This window comes from Neotamlana sedimentorum, from assembly GCF_000943565.1.
Taxonomy (GTDB): Bacteria; Bacteroidota; Bacteroidia; order Flavobacteriales; family Flavobacteriaceae; genus Neotamlana; species Neotamlana sedimentorum.
On record NZ_JTDW01000002.1, the window covers coordinates 430623 to 437270 of the forward strand.

Sequence of the window (6648 nt, forward strand, 5' to 3'; positions counted from 1 at the left end):
ATGAGTTATAATAACATATTGTCGAGTTTTAAAAATGGAATAACAACCATAACTATAAACCGACCAAAAAAACTAAATGCACTAAATAAAGCAACTATAAGCGAGCTTCATGAGGCGTTTAACGCTGCGAATATTCATAAAGAAACTCAAGTAATTATTGTTACGGGTAGTGGAGAAAAGGCTTTTGTTGCCGGTGCCGATATTAGCGAGTTTGCTAATTTTTCGGGTGAAGAAGGTGCCGAATTAGCCCAAAAAGGACAAGATTTACTTTTTAATTTTATCGAAAACCTAAATACGCCTGTAATTGCCGCAGTAAATGGTTTTGCACTTGGCGGCGGACTAGAATTGGCTATGGCTTGCCATTTTAGAGTGGCAAGTGATAATGCTAAAATGGGCTTACCAGAAGTTAGTTTAGGCGTTATTCCTGGTTATGGCGGCACACAACGGTTACCGCAATTAATTGGTAAAGGTCGCGCTATGGAAATGATTATGACTGCAGGTATGATTGACGCTAACAAAGCACTAAATTATGGTCTTGTAAACCATGTTACTACTCAAGAAGAATTGCTAAATTTAAGTGAAAGTATTGGTTTAAAAGTAATGAGAAATTCTCCAGTTGCTATTGGTAAAGCTATTGAGGCTGTTAATGCTGGTTTTAAATCGGGTGTAAATGGTTTTACTAAAGAAATAGCATCTTTTGGTGCTTGTTTTGATAGCGATGATTTTAAGGAAGGTACCACTGCCTTTTTAGAAAAACGAAAAGCTAATTTTCCAGGAAAATAATTTATGAAGTACTTTATTAGTTGTATTTGTATTCTGGTTTTTGTGTTACAAAGTTATGGTCAACGCATCAAAACCTTAAGTGGAGATATTACTGTTTTAGCTGGAGAAAAAGAACTCTCAGTAACTTTTAGCTACGATAGTATTAAAGTACATGGTTACGATACCGAAGCAGAATTTGTTAAAGATAAAGCTCAAATAAGAGATAGTCATGAGCCTGGTTCTGGAGCTGTTTTCGAGAACGCTTGGTTTGCCGACAGAGAAGCCGTTTACGAACCTTTATTTATCGAAGATATCAACAAGGCACTACCCAAAAAACGGCAAATTAATTTGGTTAAAAATAATCCTAAAGCCAAGTATAATTTACATGTTGAAACGCTTTGGGCATTTCCTGGTTATAATGTAGGTTGGTCTCATCCTGCAAAAATTGATGTCGCCCTTAAAGTTTACGAAATTAATAATCCTGAAAACGTGGTTTGGCAATCACAAGCTCCCATTAGGATACAGGCTAAAGTAGCACCTTATAAAAGAGAGTTACGCATAGGTGCCGCTTATAAGGAATTAGGAATTTTATTATCTTGGTATTTTAAGAAGAAGTTGAAGTAGGTGTTTTTAATTTACCAAATGTATATTTTCATATACAATTTCTAGTATTTCCATGGCGGGTTCGTTTGTGCTTGCTTTAAGGTCGCTCCATTGTAATTTTATAGGAAAAGCGTTTGCCAATTTCCAAGTTATTTCTGGTTCTTTATTTTCATTTAGTAGCGAAATGGTAATATCTCGACGCTCAATGGTGTTTCCTATTGCAGAGTTTATCCAATCGTAATAGTCGTTGTCGTTTTTAATAACACCTCGTTTTAAAATAATAGTATTCTTTTTTTGTTGTCCAGGCATTAAAATTGGGCCATTTGTAACAAAGCTGCCTTCGGTATATTGAATAGGTTCAATTTCTAATGAAAGGCCTATTACTTCTGAAACGCCTATACGATTACCGCCCCAATTAACAGTAAATCTATTTGTGCTTAATGGATATTTAGACATAAAAATTACTTTATTAAAAATATTATTAATTCGATTAATCAAAACTAAGTTTTTTATTATCAGTAGTTTAATTCTTAAATTTAGTGTATTTAAGTCAATTTACCAATTTGTTAATAACCAACGCTTGCTTTAACAATTACTAGCGGTTTTAATACTTAACTTTAAGCTGAATTTTTCCAAAAAATCCTCAAACCCTTAAATATTGAACCCAAAATCTGCCATAAAAGGTCGCGGAGCGCAACAAAACACGCCTAATCGGTTTTTCGAGTTAAGCCATGAAGTGCGTAACGATTTCTTAGAATATTGTCATAAAGAAGGCGAAAAAGCCGATAAAAACAAGACACTTTACTTACCAGTATTTCCTAAAACAATAGTAAATAAAGTACAAAGTCCCGATGTTGGTATGGCGTATTCTATGAATATGTATCAAGGTTGCGAACACGGTTGTATTTACTGTTATGCGCGTAATACACACGAATATTGGGGTTACAGCGCTGGTTTAGATTTTGAGCGAAGAATTTTAGTAAAAAAAGACGCTGCAAAACTGTTAGAAGCCCATTTAAAAAAGAAATCCTGGAAAGCGCAAACTATTGTAATGTCTGGTAATACTGATTGTTACCAACCAGCCGAAAAAGAATTTGAAATTACAAGGCAGTGTTTACAGGTGTTTTTAAAATATAAACACCCGGTTGGTATAATTACCAAAAACGCTTTAATTCTGCGTGATTTAGAGGTATTAAAAGCACTTGCAAAAGATAATTTAGTGACTGTAAATATTTCTATTACATCTCAGTTTGAAGATACGCGACGTATTTTAGAACCGCGAACGGCTAGTATTAAAAAGCGTTTAGTGACTGTAAAAGTTTTAAGCGAAAATAATATTCCAGTTAATGTTATGCTGGCACCAATTATCCCTGGAATAAATAATCATGAAATATTGCCTTTAGCTAAATTGGTTGCAGAACATGGAGCACAGTCTATTAGTCATACCATTGTGCGGTTAAACGGAGCGATTGGAGATATTTTTACCGATTGGATTTATAAAACCATGCCAGATAAGGCCGAAAAAGTATTGCATCAAATAGCCGATTGCCATGGTGGGAGTTTAAACGATTCGCGTTTCGGTAATCGCATGCGTGGTGAAGGTAAAATAGCAGAACAAATAAATAACCTAATTGCTTTAGCCAAACGCAAGTATTTTGCAAATAAAAAAATGCCCAATCTTAATACTACTCTGTTTGAGCAGCATAAAAACGGACAACTAAAACTGTTTTAAAATAAAAAAAGGTTGCCATAATAGGCAACCTTTTTCAATATATCGAAATATGATTAGTGAAATATTAAATGTTTTGGGTAAAGATTTTACCTTCAGTTTTAAATACTAACTTGTAGTGGTTATTTCCTAATCCTTCAAGCTTATAAGCTTTTTGAATGTTTTTCTTGTGATCGATGTTATCAGAGTAAACTAAATCTGAATTAGCATCATAAATGTTTACTTCTAAAGGAGCTTCATTTAAAGATAATTTTGAAACATATACTACACCATTTTCTAATCTAGCATAAGGCTTGTAAGTAACTGTTTTGCTATCATTGTTAAAAACAACTTCGCTTGCAGATACAGAGAAAGGCATTGTATCAATTTCTAAATCTTTATCTAATTCTACAGTATAATTTCCATCAGGAAGCGATGTAAAATCGAATGCTTTTTGGTAGTTACCAGTTTCGGCAATAACCTCTTTATATAGAATAACACCGTTTGCATCAATAATAGTTAACTTGTTGCCTTCTTTAACACTTTGTAAAGTGATTACTGTTTTTTTAGCGTTTTTAGTTACAATTACGTTAGCAGACTCGTTTGCGAAACTTAACAAGGTAGCAAACATTGTTACCATTAAGAATCCTTTTTTTGTGTTTTTAATTACGTTTTTCATAATATGTTGTTATTAACTTTCAACACTTCAAAGATAGGGGAGGTATGAGACAGGGAAAACAATGATATTAATTGATAATTATGCTATTTTAACAAGAAAATTGGCAGCTTGTTAATATGGTATAGTTTCGGATTAAATGAGCATAAAACCGATGAAATGCATAATTTTTTTGATGAAATTTTTATCAATTTAAAATATAATTTGAGGTTTATCTTAAGGCATTAAATAATTAAATGAAGATTGGTTTTCTACGGAATACATTTTTAAGCATAAAATGATTTACCTTCATCATTTAGTTTAAAATAATTTTTACTGAAGAATACCTAACACAATATACCCAAGCTTTACATTAATAAAGTATAGTCTGTTTTTAAATAAATATTATGAAATAAGATTAGGACAAAAATGGTTTCATATAATATTTGAAGAGTTGCTGATGCAGTTATACCGAAATTTAAGTTGCGCAGAACCTTAAAGGTTTTTGATTTTTTTAATCTTTGAACAATTTATAAGAAGAAAACGAAACTAAACCAAACATGTATGTTATATAATTGGAGGCTAATTATTTTATTTAATCTATTTGTTGTGAAGAATTCATTATAGGTTTGAATAACCTAAACCTATAAGTGATACATAATTTATAGTTATTTATGCAAGCTTTGCAGCATTTATAATTTTAGATGAAAAGATAAACGGTAATGTAGCAGCTATAGTAATTGTTTCTTCTACTATAATTTAATTTCCTAGCAAAATATTACGTTATTTAGTAGTCCCAAAAGTTAAATACTCTATATTCTATGGATGGTGTTGGTAGCTGTAATATAGTTATAACAAAAAAGCGGATCATTTATAAAATGATCCGCTTTCTTAATAAAATCAAGAAAATAAAGGGATTAAATTTGTTCTGTAAAGGTTTTACCTTCAGTTGTAAATACAAATCTGTAGTTACCTTCACCTAAACCAGCAAGCTTGTATGCTTTTTGAATGTTTTTGGTGTTTTCAATACTTTCAGAAAAAACTAGGTTAGAATCCTGACCATAGTAAATTTCAACTTTTAAAGGCGATTCGTTTAATGAAAGCTTCGAAACAAATACAACGCTATTTTCAACGCGTACAAATGGTTTGTAGGTTACTTTTTCACTGGCTTTATCAAATGTTACCAGATTATTCGTAACAGTAAAAGGCATTGTGTCAATTTCTAAATCCTTCTCTAGTTCAAATACGTATTTTCCATCAGGAAGCGCAGTTAAATCGAAAGATTTTTGGTAGTTACCAGTTTTGGCAATAACTTCTTTATATAATACAATACCATTTTGATCAATAATGGTTAATAGATTTCCTTTCTTTACACTATCTAAAGTTACGATAGTTTTTTTTGCATCTTTAACAACAGTTAAATTAGCAGGTTCTGTTGCGAAACTTAACAAGGTAGCAAACATAGTTACCATTAAGAATCCTTTTTTTGTGTTTTTAATTACGTTTTTCATGATTTGGTGTTATTAACGTTCAACACTACAAAGATATGATAGAAGTTTAAGGTGTAAAACATTGATATTAATTACTTTATATGCTAAATTATCTAATAAATTAAGGTTAGGTTAATTTAGTTGTATCATGGGTTAAATGACCATAAAAACCGACGAAAGGTGTTTTTTTAGTGAGTTAAAATGAAATAACTCTATTCTATGTATCTATTAGACTAAACGTTTTTTTTAGTTTAAAAGTTATGAATAGTATGGTTGTTATTATGCCCGTAATTTAAATTAATAATGTGGTTAAATTTAATGTATATCTTAAATATAAATTAGATAAGTATGGCTCGTTAGTAGCAAAAAAAAAGGCTGCAAATTGCAGCCCTCTTTTATTCTAAAATTTATTTAAAATTATATGACCTTAGTAAATGTTTTACCGTTTGTAGTAAACACAAATTTATAGTTAACGTTACTTGAACTTTTTAATTTAAATACACGCTCAATAAGCTCGGTATTTTCAATAGTTTCTGTATGAATAAGTTCGAACGATCCTTCAGAACCCGAAAAAACTTCAATTTGTAACGGCGCCTTATCTAAAGATAATTTATTAATAAAAACTAAATCTTTTGAAGTACGAACAATAGGTTTGTGAATTACAGTTTCTAATTTATTATTAAAAACAACTTCTTTATTGTTTACTTGAAAAGGTATGGTAGAAACTTCTACGTCTTTATTTAATTCGAAAACATATTCTCCGTTTGGAAGTTTAGAAAAATCGAATGCTTTTTGGTAATTTCCAGTTTCGGTAATTTGTTCTTCATATAGAACAACACCATTTGTGTCTAGAATAGTTAATAGGTTTCCGGCTTTTACACCTTCCAAAGTTAAGATTGTTTTTTTAGCATCTTTAACAACAGGTAAGTTAGCAGACTCATTTGCGAAACTTAATAAGGTAGCAAACATAGTTACCATTAAGAATCCTTTTTTTGTGTTTTTAATTACGTTTTTCATGATTTGGAGTTATTAACGTTCAACACTGCAAAGTTATAGGTAGGATTAACGGTGCAAAACATTGATATTAATGGGTTTGTATGCTAAATTACCAGTGGAATTCTAAGTGTGTTAATATGGTATAGCTAGAGGTTAAAAGACCATAAAATCGGTTAAAACGTAAAATTTGAATAGGTAACTTAGCGAATTGTAAAAGAAGATGGCTTTTTAAATTAATTTTAAACAAAAAAAAAGTGAGCCACCACAGCTCACTTTTACCAACTAAACTAAATAAGACATTAAACTAATTATTAATGAATTTTGTCACTCTGTTAGAGTATATATTTTATCGATTTTTATTTTAATAGACTTAAAAAAATCTACCACCAATTTTTTCAAGTCTGTTATCATTAAAATTATATCGATATAATTTA

At 30.8% G+C, this 6648-nt stretch carries 7 protein-coding genes; 3 read left to right on the forward strand and 4 right to left on the reverse strand.

The window, feature by feature from the left end; genetic code table 11:
* Both PW52_RS04240 and PW52_RS04245 read left to right on the forward strand, forming a co-directional pair.
* Window positions 1–783 (forward strand): enoyl-CoA hydratase/isomerase family protein, encoded by a 783-nt coding sequence (locus tag PW52_RS04240; RefSeq protein WP_044631662.1) that lies wholly within the window; start codon window positions 1–3, stop codon window positions 781–783.
* A gap of 3 nt (window positions 784–786) precedes the next feature.
* Window positions 787–1386 carry a hypothetical protein gene (locus PW52_RS04245; protein WP_131453970.1) on the forward strand — a complete coding sequence of 200 codons (600 nt, stop codon included), beginning with the start codon at window positions 787–789 and terminating at the stop codon, window positions 1384–1386.
* Window positions 1387–1392: 6 nt separating this feature from the next.
* Here PW52_RS04245 and PW52_RS04250 read toward each other — a convergent pair whose 3' ends face one another.
* Window positions 1393–1821, reverse strand: coding sequence for a phage tail protein (locus PW52_RS04250; RefSeq protein ID WP_044631664.1), 429 nt, complete (start codon window positions 1819–1821; stop codon window positions 1393–1395).
* 202 nt (window positions 1822–2023) lie between these two features.
* Here PW52_RS04250 and PW52_RS04255 point away from each other — a divergent pair, with 202 nt between their 5' ends.
* On the forward strand, window positions 2024–3097 hold the full coding sequence (locus PW52_RS04255) for a PA0069 family radical SAM protein (RefSeq protein WP_044631665.1): 1074 nt from the start codon (window positions 2024–2026) through the stop codon (window positions 3095–3097).
* A gap of 64 nt (window positions 3098–3161) precedes the next feature.
* On the opposite strand, the gene PW52_RS04260 is transcribed toward PW52_RS04255, so the two are convergent.
* The 3 genes from PW52_RS04260 to PW52_RS04270 form a co-directional block, all read right to left on the reverse strand.
* Window positions 3162–3752: a hypothetical protein gene (locus tag PW52_RS04260; RefSeq protein WP_044631666.1), complete on the reverse strand. Its 591-nt coding sequence runs from the start codon at window positions 3750–3752 to the stop codon at window positions 3162–3164.
* Window positions 3753–4645: 893 nt separating this feature from the next.
* A complete protein-coding gene (locus PW52_RS17045; RefSeq protein ID WP_052823374.1) occupies window positions 4646–5239 on the reverse strand; it encodes a hypothetical protein in 594 nt (197 codons plus the stop codon).
* Window positions 5240–5635: 396 nt separating this feature from the next.
* The gene (locus tag PW52_RS04270; protein ID WP_044631667.1) at window positions 5636–6235 is read right to left on the reverse strand and encodes a hypothetical protein; all 600 of its coding nucleotides are present in this window, start codon (window positions 6233–6235) and stop codon (window positions 5636–5638) included.
* Window positions 6236–6648: the final 413 nt, after the last annotated feature.